Below are 11978 nucleotides of genomic sequence, written 5' to 3' on the forward strand. Positions count from 1 at the left end.
CCGCGCCACAAGTCGCGCCACAAAAGGCAGTGGCGCTCCCACGCCGGCGCGCCCGGGGCAGCCGCTCTGGGAGGTCGGGTTGGCGTAGCGTCGTAATCCGACGATGGGCGTCGGTAAGCCGCTGAGTGTCGGGTTACGCTATCGCTAACCCGACGTACGGTCCGCGCGATTTCGGCGTTGCGAGCAATACGTTCACGGTCTCGGATGTTCGGCGACGCGTTCTCAGCCGGATCAGTCGACGAATGCGCAGATCAGGGTCAGGGTCACGTCCAACTGAGTCGGCTCGGAGCCTGACAATCCCATGATGCTCACGCCCCAGGTGTCGCTCCCCATTGGTCCGCTCTGGATGACGGTCGCATCCACGCTGAAGCCCATTGTCGGCATCAGGAAGTAGCCGCCGCTCAACACCTGCTTGCCGTCGGGGCAGCTGCCCTGCACATAGGCCGGAAAGCCGGGCATGACCAGCTGCGGCGCGGCGCTGATGTCCACGATCTCGTAACCTGAGATACCGGGTGCGCCGGCGGGACCTTGTGGCCCGATGTCGCCTTGGGGACCCGCGGGTCCTTGTGGTCCGGCATCACCTTGCGGGCCTGCCGGCCCTTGCGGTCCAGTCTCGCCCTGCGGGCCGGCGGGACCCGCTGCGCCGGGCTCGCCTTGCGGTCCCGGCGGACCCTGCGGTCCTTCCGGGCCTTGCAGCGCCAAGGTGGCGATGGTCAGGTCGAATTCGTCTTGCATGGCGCCGCGGTTGGTCGCGACGGTCAGGCGGTAGTCGCCGTCTTCGGGCAGGCCGTCGAGCGAGAAGTCGCACAGGACCATCTGTGGTGTCGAGACGGTATCGACGATACAGAGGTCCGTGATGTCGCCGATGGTGCCCAGGCTGACGGAGAGGTTGTGTCTGCGGGCGCTAAAGCCGCTGCCGACGATGGTGATGGCCTGGCCCACCGGATCGACGCTCACCTCGCTAATGATGGGATCACTGATGCGATGATCGGCCCGGGCCGCGGCGCCGGCTGCCGCCGGGGCGGCATAGCTGCCGCTGATACCGGCCGCGACGATGCACAGCGTCGCGGGAAACACCGTCGCGGAAAACAGGTTTGTATTCAGCTGATTCTTCAAGACTCGCTCGCCCCCCCAATCGGGTCGTCATTGGCTGCGTGGCGAGGGTCAAGATGGTCCAGCGGTGCCGGACGGGTTGGGACGGTGCACACAAATTGCCGCCGTTGCACTGCCGGTGCGTTGAATCGGTGTTCGGCCTGTGGAGTCGGTCACGCTTCGGGGCGGGGCCGGGGCTGCCGTTCGTCGGCGCGCGTGTAGCGTTCTGCGGCGTGTGCGTACCGTTTGTCAATTGGGCTGTGGTCCGCAGCCCGGCTGCGGTCGGCGACGGTGGGGGGGCGCTCGTAGGCGTAGGCGTAGTGGAACAGACTGGCCTCGTCCCAGTTGCAGTCCCAGCAGCAGTCTGGACGCGGTGAAGCTCATGGGCGCGGTGATGGCTGGCGATCACTCCGTAAGCACCGCGCTCGCCGGCATCATCAGTCCTGCGTGTTGCTTCCGGATGTTAGCGGAATGCCCGTCTCGTCGTCAGTGTAAGGACTTGCGCATAGCTTTTCTCCATTCACCCATAGCTCATGCTCGCTGATGTCGATGTCGGGCCCCCACGAGACCGCATAGCCACCCGGCTCGACGGAGACGCTACTGAAGAAATGCCGGTTTCTGAGGGGCTCGAAGGCTTCGCGATCGGTGAGGCGGTGCACATCGTAAAGCTTGCAGACGGCGTTGTCGAACATCACCTCGAGAATGTGCCCGTTGCGCGGTGCAACGCTGATTATTTTGGGAGGTTTCGCGTTCATTGTAGCGGAGGCAGCTTTTTGAACTGCTGGGTTGCCCACATTTGCTTAAGGTCTTGCTGGTAGTCTTGTGCCTACTCGACAACGAGCTTCCGTGCCCTCGGCGGTAGATCACCCTCAATCATTGCCAGCGTCTCGATGTTGAACAGGGCCACATACTCGCCATAGACGGCGTGGAAATGCGGCGGCGGGTGATCACCAAAGAAAAGCTTAATGATGATCCCATAGAACCGAGTGATCTCCGGCATCGCAACTCAACCCTTCTCCGCCAACCGATGCTCGAAATGACTCAGCAGCCGTGAGCGCAGCGTCTTCTCCTTGTGCTTGGCGGCCGCGCTGAGGCGCTTTTCGGCGACGCCGATGAGCGTCTCCTGGGCGCCCTTGGCCTTGTCGTCGTCGGGTATGCGCTGGATGTAGGTGCCGTCCGCTTGCATGTCCCAGGCGGTGCGCTGGTCGGCGAGCTGCACGTCGAGGATGAGCCTCAGCTCCTGGCGCAGCTCCGGGCTCTCCACCGGGGCGTGCACCTCCACGCGGCTCTCGAGGTTGCGGCGCATCATGTCCGCCGAGCCGATGTAGTATTCCTCGTCGCCGCCGTTTCTGAAGTACAGAATGCGGGCGTGCTCCAGGAAGCGCCCGACGATGCTGATGACCCGGGCGCTGTCGCTCAGGCCCGGGATGCCGGGGCGGAAGCGGCAGGTGTCGCGGACGATGAGATCGAGCTTGACGCCGGCGCGGGTGGCCTTGTAGAGCGCGCGGACGATGTCGGCGTCCTCCAGCGCGTTCATCTTCATCTGGATGTGGCCGCCGCCTTGCTCCTCGTGGATGCTGATCTCGCGCTCGATCTTGCCGAGGATGCCGCGCTTGAGGGTATAGGGCGCGGCGAGGATCTTGCGGTAGCTGGGCGGTGGTGAATAGCCGGTCAGGTAATTGAACAGCTCGGTGAGGTCGGCGCCGAACTCCTCGTCGCAGCCGAGCATGCCGAGGTCGGTATAGAGCTTGGCGGTGCCGCCGTGGTAGTTGCCGGTGCCGATGTGGTAATAGCGGCGCAGCTGCGAATAGTCCCGGCGCACCACGAAGATCAGCTTGCTGTGGGTCTTGAGGCCCATGACGCCATAGGTGACGTGGATGCCCTCGGCCTCCAGCCGCCGCGCCCAGCCGATGTTGGCGGCCTCGTCGAAGCGCGCCTTCAGCTCCACCAGCACCGCCACCTGCTTGCCGTTCTGCGCCGCGGTGATGAGCGAGTCCAGCACCGCACCGCCGGAGGTGCGGTAGAGGGTCATCTTGATGGCCAGCACCTTCGGGTCTTTCGCCGCGGTGGCCAGGAAGCGCTCCACGGTGGTGGAGAAGGACTCGTAGGGGTGCTGAAGCAGCAGCGGGCCGTACTCGCGGATGATGTGGAAGATGTTGCGCCGGTCGTTGCCGAGCAGCGGATGGTCGCCGGGGCGGTGCGGCTTGTCGTGCAGCTCCGGGATGTCCAGACCGGCCAGCTCGAACAGGTCGCGCTTGGCCATCATGCCGCGGACCTCGTAGACGTCTTCCTCTTCATTGAGCCCGAGCTCGGCGGCGAGCATGCCGCGGTGCACCGGGTCCATGCCGGCCTGCACCTCGAGGCGCACGATGGGTGCGAAGTGGCGCTCGCGCAGCTCCGTCTCGATGAGCTCCAGCAGGTCGTTGGCGGCTTCTTCATCCGGCTCGACGATGGCGTTGCGGGTGACGCGGAACAGCTCGCAGGTCTCGATCTCCATGCCCGGGAAGAGCATGTCGAGATTGTTGACGATGAGGTCCTCCAGGGTGACGAAGGTGTTGACGCCGTCCACCTGGATCAGCCGCTTGCTGATGTCCTTGCTGATGGGCACCTTGACGCGCGCCATGTAGCTCTCGCCGCCGCCCGGGTAGCGCAGGGTCACCAGCAGGTTCAGCGCCAGGTTGGAGATGAACGGGAAGGGGTGCGCGGGGTCCATCGCCAGGGGCGTGATCATCGGGAAGATGTCGGTGCGGAACTGCTCGCGCAGGCGCTCGCGGGCATCCTGGGGCAGGGCGTCGATGGTCACGAGACGGATGTCGTGCCGCTCCAGCTCTGCCTTCAGCGCCTGGTAGATGCGCCCTTGCTCGGCCTGCATCTCCGCCAGCACCGCGCGGGACTCCGCCAGCTGCTGGAGGGGCGTCCGGCCGTCGACGGAGGGCGTGTGCACGCCGGCGGCGATCTGCTGCTTGAGCCCGCCGACGCGCTTCATGAAGAATTCGTCGAGATTGTTATTGACGATAGCCAGGAACTTGACGCGCTCCAGCAGCGGCGTGCGCGGATCATCCGCCTCGTGCAGCACCCGGCGGTTGAAGGCGAGCCAGGTGAGCTCGCGGTTCAGGTACAGCTCAGGGTCGTCGAGGTCGTGAGTCTCCGGCGGTGGTGCCTCTGCGACCACGGCGGTGATGTCGGTGTCCTCGTCGAGGGCGGCGGACTGGTCGATGTCGTTCATCTGGTGATGGCTCTCGTCGGGCTGGGGCTGGCGGGACCAACGAAGTATGGTAACAACGCCGGCGGGCGGCGTTGTCTCGGTTTCGTGAAGGCCGCGCCGATCGCCGCGCCGGGCTGCCTCCACTCCCCACCGAGTCATGATCATGAGCAACGAGTCCGAGACCACAGACGCACTGTTCGCCGGGGCCGAGCCGCCGACGGACTTCGTGTTCGATGCGCAGGTGGCACGGGTGTTCGCCGACATGCTGCGGCGCTCCGTGCCCGGCTGGCCGGAGCTGCTGCGCACCCTGGGGCTGGTGGCGGCGCGCGTGCAGGTACCGGACCGGCCGATCTACGACCTCGGCTGCTCGCTGGGCGCCACATCCGCGGCTCTGCTCGCGCGGCTGCCGCAGGCGCGCATCATCGCCGTGGACGACGCGCCGGCGATGCTGGACGGCCTGCGGGAGCGCCTCGCGGAGCCGGTGGCCGCGGGGCGCATCAAGCCCGTCTGCGCGGATATCCGCGAGGTTCCCATCGCCGATGCCGGCCTCGTCGTGCTGAACCTGACGCTCCAGTTCATCCCGCCGGAACATCGGCTGGAACTTCTGCGGCGGCTGCGGTGTGGCCTGGTGCGCGGCGGGGCGCTGATCCTGGTGGAGAAGGTCATGTGGCCGGATGCGGACACCGAGGCCCTGATGGACGGCCTGCACCAGGACTTCAAGCGCGCCCAGGGCTACAGCGCGATGGAGATCGCTCGCAAGCGTGCCGCGCTGGAGGCCGTGCTGGTTCCCGACGACATCGAGACGCACGAGCAGCGGCTGCGCCGCGCCGGGTTCCTCAGTTACGACCGCTGGTTCCAATGCCTCAATTTCGTCGGCTGGGTGGCACACTGAGGGATGGGCGTGCCACGACGGTGATTGCCCGGCGGTTTGAGCCGTTCCTGGTCCAGCTAGGTGCCAGGCTGTCGGTTCCTTGGGTGGAGCACCTGCGCCGGCGCTCCGCCGAGCGCCTGCGCCCGGAGCGGCACGGCGATCTCGCGGACTGGCTGGATGCCCTCGCGTCGCTGCCGCGCATCGCGCCGGCATCGGTCGAGCTGGATCAGCCCTGCGTCGGGGTGTCGCCGCGGACGCCGCTCGACGCGCACACCCGGGCCGCCCTGCACGCCGCGCTGGACGCGCTGCATCCGTGGCGCAAGGGTCCATTCTGTCTGCATGGCGTTACGATCGACGCCGAATGGCGCTCGGATCTCAAGTGGGCGCGGCTCGCGCCGCACCTCGCGCCCCTGCACGGCCGGCTGGTGCTCGACGTCGGCTGTGGCAACGGCTACTACGGCTACCGGGCGTTGGGCGCCGGCGCCGCGCTGGTGCTCGGCATCGATCCGACGCTGCGCTTCGTGTTGCAGTTCTTGGCCTTGGACACGCTGATCGGTGATCCGCGGCTCGCCGTGCTGCCGCTGGCGGACACGGACTTGCCCCTGGCCGGCGGCGCGCCCGCGGGTGCCTTCGACACCGTGCTGTCGATGGGCGTGCTCTACCACCGCCGCGACGCCGCCGCGCATCTCGCCGTGCTGCATCGGGCGCTGCGCCCAGGCGGCGAGCTGGTGCTGGAGACCCTCGTGCTGGACGCTGCGCCTGACGCGGTGCTGCGCCCAACCGGCCGCTACGCCCGCATGCGCAACGTCCACGCCGTCCCCGGCATCGCGGTGCTCGAGGACTGGGTGGCCGCGGCGGGCTTTCGCAACATCCGCGTCGTCGACATCACCCGCACCACCGCTGCCGAGCAGCGCAGCACCGCGTGGATGCGCTTCGAGTCGCTGGCGCAGTGCCTGGACCCGGCGGACTCCAGCCGGACCCTGGAAGGCCATCCGGCGCCCACGCGCGCGGTCTTGCTGGCGGAGCGCCCCGTGGCCTGAGCGTTGCCGCCCCGATCCGCTAGAATCCTCGGGAAGCAGGGTACGGAGTGGGGAAACTGCATCTCATCAGCCGCGGTCCTGCGGACCTTCTCAGCCCCAGGAGAATCAGCCCATGCGCCTCGCCAAGCCCCTTGCCTTGCTCGTGCTTTCGGTTGTGCTCGCCTCTGCATGGGCCGGCGAGGGCATGGTGGAGCTAGAAAGTCCGTACAGCGTGCCGGTGACCATGGATCGGCTCGTGCAGCAAGTCGAAGACCGCGGCCTCACCGTGTTCGCCCGCATTGACCATGCCGCCGCCGCCAAGCAGGTGGGGAAGGCGCTGCGGCCCACGGAGTTGCTCATCTTTGGCAATCCGGAGAGCGGCACGGTCTTCATGCAGTGTGAACAGGCGGTCGGGATCGATCTGCCGCTCAAGGCGCTGGTGTGGGAAGACGCCCAGGGCGAGGTCTGGCTCGGCTACAACGACCCGGCCTTCCTGGCCAAGCGGCACGGCGCAACGGATTGTCCGGTGGTGGAGGAACTGAAGGAAACGCTGAAGGGGCTGGCGGATGCTGTGGTTGCGCAGTAGCGCAGTCCGCAAGGCATCCGATCCTGCGACAACCGCCCCCATACTCTCTCGCGGCTCGGGTCACCGCCGTGCGAGAGCCCGATTCACCCGATTCAGCAGCTTCAGATTCAAGCGTCAATCCGGAGTCCACCATGAGCGACAAGCCGATCTACGACTATCCCGGCAGTGACATCGACGTGCACTGGGACGAGCGCCTGTGCATCCACATCGGCGAGTGCGGGTATGCCGCCAACAGCCTGTTCGAGGCCGGCCGCGATCCCTGGTGCGTGCCGGATGAGGTGACCAAGGCGGACGTGCGCGCCGTCTGCGAGCGCTGCCCGAGCGGCGCGCTGAGCTACACCGACAAGACCGGCGAGCCGGAACATGCGCCGCCAGCCAATACCGTGAGCGTCGTCTACAACGGCCCGCTCTACCTCACCGGCGACCTCGACATCGCCGATGCCGCCGCCGATATGGCGGGCACGCGCTGTCGCGCCGCGCTCTGCCGCTGCGGGGCGTCGGGCAACAAGCCGTTCTGCGACAACAGCCACCTCAAGTCAGGCTTCGAGGACTTCGGCGCTGTCGGCGAGACGGGCCCCGGGCTCAACGCCACGGGCGGCCCGCTCAAGGTCAGGCGGGTGCCCAACGGGCCGCTGATGGTGGAAGGGAACCTCAGCATCCGCGCCGCCAGCGGACGTGTCGCCTGGCAGGGCGAAAAGGCCTTCCTGTGCCGCTGCGGGCACTCCAAGAACAAGCCCTTCTGCGACGGCTCCCACAAGGACGCGGGCTTCAGCGACAGTTGACGGCGAGACCCGAAGCCGCCCATGGATTGCGCCGGCATGCCGCGCGCTTGGGCAGCGTGTAGGTCGGGCCGACGCAAGGAGGCCCGACGCGGAAGCGCCTCCAGAACGGCCGGTGTCGGGCTGAAACGGGGTACTAGTCCCTAGCCCCTGTTCTGTCATGGATGCTGATGGGTAGCCCCGCCATTTTGCAGATGGTCTCGTGCACCGTGCAGTGGCCGGACACGCGCCGGATGGCCTCGGCGCGCTTGCCAACGTCCGCGTTGGGTAGGTGAACGTCCACCGTGAGCTCCTTCAGGTGGGCGGGGTCGGTGGCCTTCTCGTAGTGGACCTCCACGTACATGCCGGTGGCGTCGATGTCGTTGCGCTCGCAGTACTGCTGCACGAAGGCGGCGATGCAGGAAGACAGGGATGCGACGAAGTAGTCCGGCGGGGTGGGGTGCCGGCCCTTGCCGCCCCACTCGGGGGTCGGTGGGACATCGTTGAGGATCTTGTAGTCCCCCACCTGTGTCTCGAAGACCATGTCGCCCGCGTGCTGAGACTTCACTGAAGGCATGTCGGATGCTCCCTGGGTGGTTGATCGCGTTGTGGTTGGTCGAGCTTGCGTTGCCGCAGGCGCGATTCAGCCGATAGCCGCCGCTGTCGTCAAGCGCCGGCGGGCGGGCCAGCCTGCGCTTCGTCAATAGCCGCAAAGGTTCCGGATGGGGCATCGGGCGGCTCCGGAGCGTCGGGAGCGGTCATGGGGCGGCCGGTGATGCGCTATCCTTCCGCCGTCTTGGCAACCACGGCAGTAGGTAGCGATGATCCGTCAGCGGCCCCAAGGACTCAGACCCAACCCGTTGCGCCGCTGGCTGTCACGCTACGCCCTGCTGCTGTTGGCGCTGCTGGTGCCCGCCGCTGGCCACGCCCAGCAGCAGTGCCTGAAGCTGGTCTTCAACCGCTATTGCCTGGGCGGCGACGTCAATGCACTGGCGCAGCGGATGCCCCCGGCGCTTCGTCAGGACGAGGGCGAGCGCGTGGCACTCGTCTACTACGAGGGCCAGGATCGGGACTATGTGCTCGCCTGGCGGGGGATGATCTACAAGGTGCTGCGGGACTATCGCATCGCCTCTCAACTGCACTACGACGACCTCTACCGTCTGCTGCGTGAGAAGTACGGTGACGGGGAGGATCAGAGCAGCTTCCCTGGCTATGCACACACGCCGGGCCGCAAGCAGATCTCCATTCGCCGCGGTGAGGGCCGGGCGGTACACGTCTGGCAGACCGGCGCCGGCTGGCACCTGGAGTTGAGCTGGACCCGGGAGACGGGGCTGGCGCTGACCTACATCGCGGACAAGCTGGAGGCGCAGCAGACCGCGGCCATGCAGAGCGGGTATTGAGAGGATGTGAAGGCGACCTCTTGCGGCCTTGCAGCGCACGGCTGTCGTAGGTCGGGCCGACGCAGGAGGCTCGACGGTCGGGCGGTTGCTCCGAGCGCCATGTCGGGCTTCGTTCCTCAGCCCGACCTTCGCGGCTCTTGCTTCATGAGTTCTGCGTGGCGGACCGGGATTCTGGCGCTGTGCTGCGCCGGGCGTGGACAGCGGGCGCGGCCTCGGCGGCCGTGTCGATACGGGCCTCGAGCGCGGTGCCGTCGCCGCTCGGCGCCAGCAGGCGGGCCGCGACGATGTGGCCGACGGCGTCGGCCGGCGCATGCCGCAGTCGCACCGGCAGGTAGCTCGGCGTGAAGCCGGCGGCGTAGCGGCCGAGCGCGTCCGCGTTCTCGCCCTCGATCAATATGGGCAGACTGCGGCCCACCAGCGCGCCGAGGGCTTCCGCCCGCAGCACCGCGTCCAACTCGTGCAGTTGCCGGGCGCGGGCGCGCTTGACGGGCTCCGGCACCTGGTCCGGCAGCGCCGCGGCGCGGGTGCCGGCCCGCCGTGAGTACGGAAAGATGTGCAACTGGCCGAAGCCGATGGACGCGACGAAGTCCATGGTCTGCCGCCATTCGGCGTCGGTCTCGCCCGGGAAGCCGACGATGACATCGGTGCTGACGTTGAAGTCCGGGATGGCCGCGCGGGCGGCGTGCACGAGCCCGCGGAACTCGTCCGTGCGGCAGCGCCGCGCCATGCGCCGCAGCACCGTATCGGCACCGCTCTGCAGCGGGAGGTGCAGGTGCGGCATCAGCCGCGGATTCTCGAACAGGCACCAGAAGCCGTCTGGCAGGTCCCAGGGCTCCACCGAGCCGAGGCGGATGCGGGGCACGTCGGTCTCGCGCAGCACGGCAGCGATGAGCCTGGTGAGGTCGGGTGCCGGCGCCGCGGCCAGGTCGCGTCCGTAGCCGCCGAGCTGGACGCCGGTGAGGATGATCTCCTGCGCGCCGATTCCCGCCCCGATCCCGGATTCGATCCCGGACTGGTTGCCCGCCACCGCATTGATCTCCGAGATGATCTCGTGCAGCGGCCGGCTACGCTCGGCGCCGCGCGCGACGGTGGTCACGCAGAAGGTGCACTGGTAGCGGCAGCCATCCTGCACCTTGACGAAGGCGCGCTGGCGGCCGCGGGCGAACAGCGCCTCGGCGGCATCCATGTGCGCATCCGATGCCTCGGGCTCGGGCAGCGCCAGGGCTTGTGCGGCGATGTCCACCAGCCGGTCCTTGTCCGCGTTGTCCACGACGAGGTCGATCCGCGCGTCGCCGAGGTTCGCGGCATCCAGCGACGCGGCGCAGCCGCTCACCACCAGCCGCGCGCCCGGGTGCTCGCGCTTCAGGCGCCGCAGCAGCTTGCGGGACTTGCGCACCGCCTCGGCGGTGACTGCACAGGTGTTGACCACCAGCAGGTCGGCGGGCTCGCCGGCGCCCGCGATACGGCAGCCGCGGCGGCGGAACTGCCGTGCCCAGGCCTCCAGCTCCGCCTCGTTGAGGCGGCAGCCGAGGGTCTGCAACTGCACGCGCAGGGGAGAAGCGGTGGGCATGGCGAAGGGCGAGGGCGGCCAGACAGCGCTCAGCGCCGCGGCGGCGGGCCGCTCGGCGGCGGCGGGGAGTTCTGGTGCAGGATCATGGTCCAGCCCGCATCTCCGCGGCGGCGGTAGACGTTGGTGGCGAGGATGCCGGGGGCGCCCGGCGGCAGCTTGGCGGCGTTGTTGTGCTCTTCGGCGTAGTGGATGGCGACGTCACCGAGGTCCACCCAGCGGATGTGGGTCACCCGGATGTCCAGGGGCACGTTGCTGCGGAGCAATTCGCGCATCATGTTGCGCACTTGCACCCCGTGCGCGAAGGGCTGCATCGGCAGCATGCAGGCGATGTCGGGCGCGTCGTCCCAGACGCGGGCCATCAGGTCCACGTTGCGCTCTTCCAGCGCATCGTAGAAGGCGTCCTCGGCCGCTTGCGGACTCTCGAACGGCGCGGTCTCGACGGAGGTGCTCATGGCTGCTGGCTCCGTTGCTGCTCGGATTGGGGCCGCTGGGACTGGGGGATGGTGGGAGGCATGCCGCCCGGCGCGGGCTGCGCCGGTAGCACCTCGGCCCCGTAGCCCGACAGGTCGGCGCGCCGCGGGATGCTGATGTGCACGGCGTCGGCGGTATCCTCGCGCTGCATGGCGAGCACGTCCGCATCCGGCGGCGCCGGCAGACGCTTCACGCTCTGGCCGCTGGAGTAGCCCCAGCTGCGCTGGTAGCCGTAGCCATTGCCGAAGCGCTCCGTCCGGCTCGTCTCGGCCGCGCGCTGCACCACCAGCAGCAGGCCGCCGCCCGCGGGGCGCACCTGCACCTGCTCCGCGGGCAGGCCGCGCAGCTCGATGTCCAGCAGATAGGCGTCGTCATTGCGGCTCTGGGTGAGCCTGAGGCCGCTGACGTCGAACGACGTCCGGCCGGTTTCGGGATCGTACTCCGGCGGCTCGGCGCCGCCGGCCATCCCGAACGGCCCCGCCGGCGGCTCGGCACCCGGCGGCAGCCGCGGCATCTCCGACGACGGTGGCTGCGGGAAGGGCTGATCGGGTAGGGCGGTGGCGGGTGCACCGCCTGGTATCGCGGGTGCCGCCGAGGGCGTCCAGTCACCGGCGAATGCGGCGGCGGCCAGCAGCAGGCCGCAGCCGCCGATAACGGTGCGGGGTATCCGGGCAGATTTCATCGTTGGAGCTCCTTATGGTGGCAGCAAGTCGCGATGGCAGCATGTCGCGCGGTGGCGCGAGATCGCGAGTATAGGTGCTTCGCGTCAGCGGCGGCAGCGCCAGGTGGGCGTGCCGTCGGGCGTCAGCAGGCCCCAGTCGATGAGCAGCGAACGGGCGTCGGCAGCGTCGTGCCGGTACCAGGTCCAGGCGGAGCCGAGCCGGAAGGAATAGCCCCAGGCGTCCATGTCGCGGCACAGGCGTGCTGCGCCCACGCCTGGCAACTGGTCGGCGATGCGGATCTGCAGGTAGCAGACCGCGCACTCTTCCGCATCGTCGCCGCCTGC

Annotated in this window: 13 protein-coding genes and 1 pseudogene; 5 read left to right on the forward strand and 9 right to left on the reverse strand. The window is 68.3% G+C overall.

Annotated features, from left to right (window positions below; all coding sequences use genetic code 11):
• Window positions 1–231: 231 nt before the first annotated feature.
• The 4 genes from LJE69_RS07410 to ppk1 form a co-directional block, all read right to left on the reverse strand.
• A complete protein-coding gene (locus LJE69_RS07410; protein ID WP_296923405.1) occupies window positions 232–1116 on the reverse strand; it encodes a hypothetical protein in 885 nt (294 codons plus the stop codon).
• A gap of 413 nt (window positions 1117–1529) precedes the next feature.
• A complete protein-coding gene (locus LJE69_RS07415) occupies window positions 1530–1847 on the reverse strand; it encodes a DUF2442 domain-containing protein (RefSeq protein ID WP_296923408.1) in 318 nt (105 codons plus the stop codon).
• Between the two features lie 71 nt (window positions 1848–1918).
• Window positions 1919–2092 carry a DUF4160 domain-containing protein gene (locus LJE69_RS07420; protein ID WP_296923412.1) on the reverse strand — a complete coding sequence of 58 codons (174 nt, stop codon included), beginning with the start codon at window positions 2090–2092 and terminating at the stop codon, window positions 1919–1921.
• Between the two features lie 6 nt (window positions 2093–2098).
• Complete coding sequence (gene ppk1 / locus LJE69_RS07425; protein WP_296923415.1) at window positions 2099–4318, reverse strand: polyphosphate kinase 1; 2220 nt, start codon at window positions 4316–4318, stop codon at window positions 2099–2101.
• A gap of 142 nt (window positions 4319–4460) precedes the next feature.
• Here ppk1 and cmoA point away from each other — a divergent pair, with 142 nt between their 5' ends.
• The 4 genes from cmoA (at window position 4461) to LJE69_RS07445 (ending at window position 7555) form a co-directional block, all read left to right on the forward strand.
• Window positions 4461–5189 carry a carboxy-S-adenosyl-L-methionine synthase CmoA gene (gene cmoA, locus LJE69_RS07430; protein WP_296923418.1) on the forward strand — a complete coding sequence of 243 codons (729 nt, stop codon included), beginning with the start codon at window positions 4461–4463 and terminating at the stop codon, window positions 5187–5189.
• Window positions 5156–6208 carry a tRNA 5-methoxyuridine(34)/uridine 5-oxyacetic acid(34) synthase CmoB gene (cmoB, locus tag LJE69_RS07435; protein ID WP_296923421.1) on the forward strand — a complete coding sequence of 351 codons (1053 nt, stop codon included), beginning with the start codon at window positions 5156–5158 and terminating at the stop codon, window positions 6206–6208. Before cmoA ends, cmoB begins: the two co-directional genes overlap by 34 nt.
• Before the next feature lie 112 nt (window positions 6209–6320).
• A complete protein-coding gene (locus LJE69_RS07440; protein WP_296923424.1) occupies window positions 6321–6773 on the forward strand; it encodes a DUF302 domain-containing protein in 453 nt (150 codons plus the stop codon).
• A 131-nt stretch (window positions 6774–6904) separates the two neighbouring features.
• Window positions 6905–7555 carry a CDGSH iron-sulfur domain-containing protein gene (locus LJE69_RS07445; protein ID WP_296923427.1) on the forward strand — a complete coding sequence of 217 codons (651 nt, stop codon included), beginning with the start codon at window positions 6905–6907 and terminating at the stop codon, window positions 7553–7555.
• A gap of 133 nt (window positions 7556–7688) precedes the next feature.
• On the opposite strand, the gene LJE69_RS07450 is transcribed toward LJE69_RS07445, so the two are convergent.
• Window positions 7689–8108: an OsmC family protein gene (locus tag LJE69_RS07450; protein ID WP_296923430.1), complete on the reverse strand. Its 420-nt coding sequence runs from the start codon at window positions 8106–8108 to the stop codon at window positions 7689–7691.
• A gap of 244 nt (window positions 8109–8352) precedes the next feature.
• Here LJE69_RS07450 and LJE69_RS07455 point away from each other — a divergent pair, with 244 nt between their 5' ends.
• The gene (locus LJE69_RS07455; protein ID WP_296923433.1) at window positions 8353–8931 is read left to right on the forward strand and encodes a hypothetical protein; all 579 of its coding nucleotides are present in this window, start codon (window positions 8353–8355) and stop codon (window positions 8929–8931) included.
• A 142-nt stretch (window positions 8932–9073) separates the two neighbouring features.
• Here LJE69_RS07455 and LJE69_RS07460 read toward each other — a convergent pair whose 3' ends face one another.
• From LJE69_RS07460 to LJE69_RS07475, 4 genes and pseudogenes are all read right to left on the reverse strand, one after another.
• On the reverse strand, window positions 9074–10501 hold the full coding sequence (locus LJE69_RS07460) for a MiaB/RimO family radical SAM methylthiotransferase (RefSeq protein WP_296923436.1): 1428 nt from the start codon (window positions 10499–10501) through the stop codon (window positions 9074–9076).
• Window positions 10502–10530: 29 nt separating this feature from the next.
• Complete coding sequence (locus tag LJE69_RS07465) at window positions 10531–10953, reverse strand: nuclear transport factor 2 family protein (protein WP_296923439.1); 423 nt, start codon at window positions 10951–10953, stop codon at window positions 10531–10533.
• Window positions 10950–11654, reverse strand: coding sequence for a hypothetical protein (locus LJE69_RS07470; protein ID WP_296923442.1), 705 nt, complete (start codon window positions 11652–11654; stop codon window positions 10950–10952). The genes LJE69_RS07465 and LJE69_RS07470 overlap by 4 nt, the downstream gene beginning before the upstream one ends.
• Window positions 11655–11738: 84 nt before the next feature.
• A pseudogene (locus LJE69_RS07475) lies at window positions 11739–11978 on the reverse strand (hypothetical protein); the annotation flags it as partial.

Source organism: Thiohalocapsa sp. (genome assembly GCF_022340605.1).
Taxonomy (GTDB): Bacteria; Pseudomonadota; Gammaproteobacteria; order Chromatiales; family Chromatiaceae; genus Thiohalocapsa.

Bases quoted from the DNA above. Each gene is read 5' to 3' on its own strand.
- cmoA (WP_296923418.1), top strand. From the start codon at position 4,461: ATGAGCAACGAGTCCGAGACCACAGACGCACTGTTCGCCGGGGCCGAG.
- LJE69_RS07450 (WP_296923430.1), bottom strand. From the start codon at position 8,108: ATGCCTTCAGTGAAGTCTCAGCACGCGGGCGACATGGTCTTCGAGACA.
- LJE69_RS07465 (WP_296923439.1), bottom strand. From the start codon at position 10,953: ATGAGCACCTCCGTCGAGACCGCGCCGTTCGAGAGTCCGCAAGCGGCC.
- LJE69_RS07470 (WP_296923442.1), bottom strand. From the start codon at position 11,654: ATGAAATCTGCCCGGATACCCCGCACCGTTATCGGCGGCTGCGGCCTG.
- LJE69_RS07460 (WP_296923436.1), bottom strand. From the start codon at position 10,501: ATGCCCACCGCTTCTCCCCTGCGCGTGCAGTTGCAGACCCTCGGCTGC.
- ppk1 (WP_296923415.1), bottom strand. From the start codon at position 4,318: ATGAACGACATCGACCAGTCCGCCGCCCTCGACGAGGACACCGACATC.
- LJE69_RS07415 (WP_296923408.1), bottom strand. From the start codon at position 1,847: ATGAACGCGAAACCTCCCAAAATAATCAGCGTTGCACCGCGCAACGGG.
- LJE69_RS07455 (WP_296923433.1), top strand. From the start codon at position 8,353: ATGATCCGTCAGCGGCCCCAAGGACTCAGACCCAACCCGTTGCGCCGC.
- LJE69_RS07445 (WP_296923427.1), top strand. From the start codon at position 6,905: ATGAGCGACAAGCCGATCTACGACTATCCCGGCAGTGACATCGACGTG.
- LJE69_RS07440 (WP_296923424.1), top strand. From the start codon at position 6,321: ATGCGCCTCGCCAAGCCCCTTGCCTTGCTCGTGCTTTCGGTTGTGCTC.
- cmoB (WP_296923421.1), top strand. From the start codon at position 5,156: ATGCCTCAATTTCGTCGGCTGGGTGGCACACTGAGGGATGGGCGTGCC.
- LJE69_RS07420 (WP_296923412.1), bottom strand. From the start codon at position 2,092: ATGCCGGAGATCACTCGGTTCTATGGGATCATCATTAAGCTTTTCTTT.